This window comes from Pseudomonas sp. Sample_9 (assembly GCF_004307535.1).
GTDB classification, from domain to species: domain Bacteria; phylum Pseudomonadota; class Gammaproteobacteria; order Pseudomonadales; family Pseudomonadaceae; genus Aquipseudomonas; species Aquipseudomonas mercuritolerans.
Genome location: NZ_RAZO01000032.1, coordinates 1 through 1,516 on the forward strand (window position 1 = coordinate 1; position 1,516 = coordinate 1,516).

Below are 1,516 nucleotides of genomic sequence, written 5' to 3' on the forward strand. Positions count from 1 at the left end.
TTGCTGGCGCTGAGCGAGAGACTGGTGGTGTCGGTAACGTCGGTGACAGAAGTCGAAACTGGAGTTTTGTCCGCAACCAGATCTTCGAAATTGCCGCCGCTGACGTTGGTGATCGAGTTGGTGATCGGCGCATTACCGGCCAACGCATCGTTCGCAGCAACAGCAGTTGCAGTGCCAGTGGTCTGGCCGACGCCGATGGTGATGGTCTGACCGTTAGCCAATGTCACGACGACAGGCGAACCGGTAACCGGAGCGCCGACGGTAGCGGTGTAAGTCACGGTGCCGCCTTCAGCCACCGAAGTATCAGCCGTCAGTTTGACGGTCGAAGTATCGATGGTGTCAGTGACCTGAGTGACCGCTGGAGTGGTGCTCGGCACGAGATTTTCGAAGTTACCGCCGGTGGCGCTGGTGATCGTTGCCTGAACGGAACCGGCATCTTTGTAGACGTCGTCGGACGGTGCAGGAACAGTTGCGGTGCCGGTGGTTTCGCCTGCTTTGATAGTGATCACGGCGCCGTTCGACAACGTGACTGTCACAGGCGATCCAGCGGCGTTGGTCAAGGTCGCGGTGTAGGTGATCTGGCCACCTTCAGCCACCGAGTTGCTGGCGCTGAGCGACAGATTGGTAGTGTCGGCAACATCCGTAACAGTGGTCGAAACTGGAGTTTTATCCGCAACCAGATCTTCGAAATTGCCACCGGTTACGCCAGTGATCGAGTTGGTGATCGGGGCGTTGCCGGTGAGTGCATCGTTCGCAGCAACAGCGGTTGCGGTGCCAGTAGTCTGACCGACACCGATGGTGATGGTCTGGCCGTTAGCCAATGTCACGACGACAGGAGAACCGGTAACTGGCGCACCAACCGTGGCGGTGTAAGTCACGGTGCCGCCTTCAGCCACCGAAGTATCGGCGGTCAGTTTGACCGTCGAAGTGTCGATGGTGTCGGTGACAGACGTCACGGCCGGAGCAGTGCTCGGAACGAGGTTCTCGAAATTGCCGCCGGTGGCGCTGGTGATCGTTGCCTGGACGGAGCCGGCGTCTTTGTAGACGTCATCGGACGGGGCCGCAACGGTTGCGGTGCCGGTGGTTTCGCCAGCCTTGATGGTGATGACAGCGCCGTTCGACAAGGTCACGGTCACTGGTGAGCCAGCAGCATTTGTCAGTGTCGCGGTGTAAGTGATCTGGCCACCTTCAGCCACCGAGTTGCTGGCGCTGAGCGACAGATTGGTAGTGTCGGCAACATCCGTAACAGTGGTCGAAACTGGAGTTTTATCCGCAACCAGATCTTCGAAATTGCCACCGGTTACGCCAGTGATCGAGTTGGTGATCGGGGCGTTGCCGGTGAGTGCATCGTTCGCAGCAACAGCGGTTGCGGTGCCAGTAGTCTGACCGACACCGATGGTGATGGTCTGGCCGTTAGCCAATGTCACGACGACAGGAGAACCGGTAACTGGCGCACCAACCGTGGCGGTGTAAGTCACGGTGCCGCCTTCAGCCACCGAAGTATCGGCGGTCAGTT

The 1,516-nt window shown here is 59.0% G+C and carries 1 protein-coding gene; it reads right to left on the reverse strand.

Annotated elements, in window-relative coordinates; translation table 11 throughout:
- Positions 1-1,516: immunoglobulin-like domain-containing protein (locus D6877_RS02095; RefSeq protein WP_347233390.1), on the reverse strand; the 1,516-nt coding region annotated here is incomplete at both ends.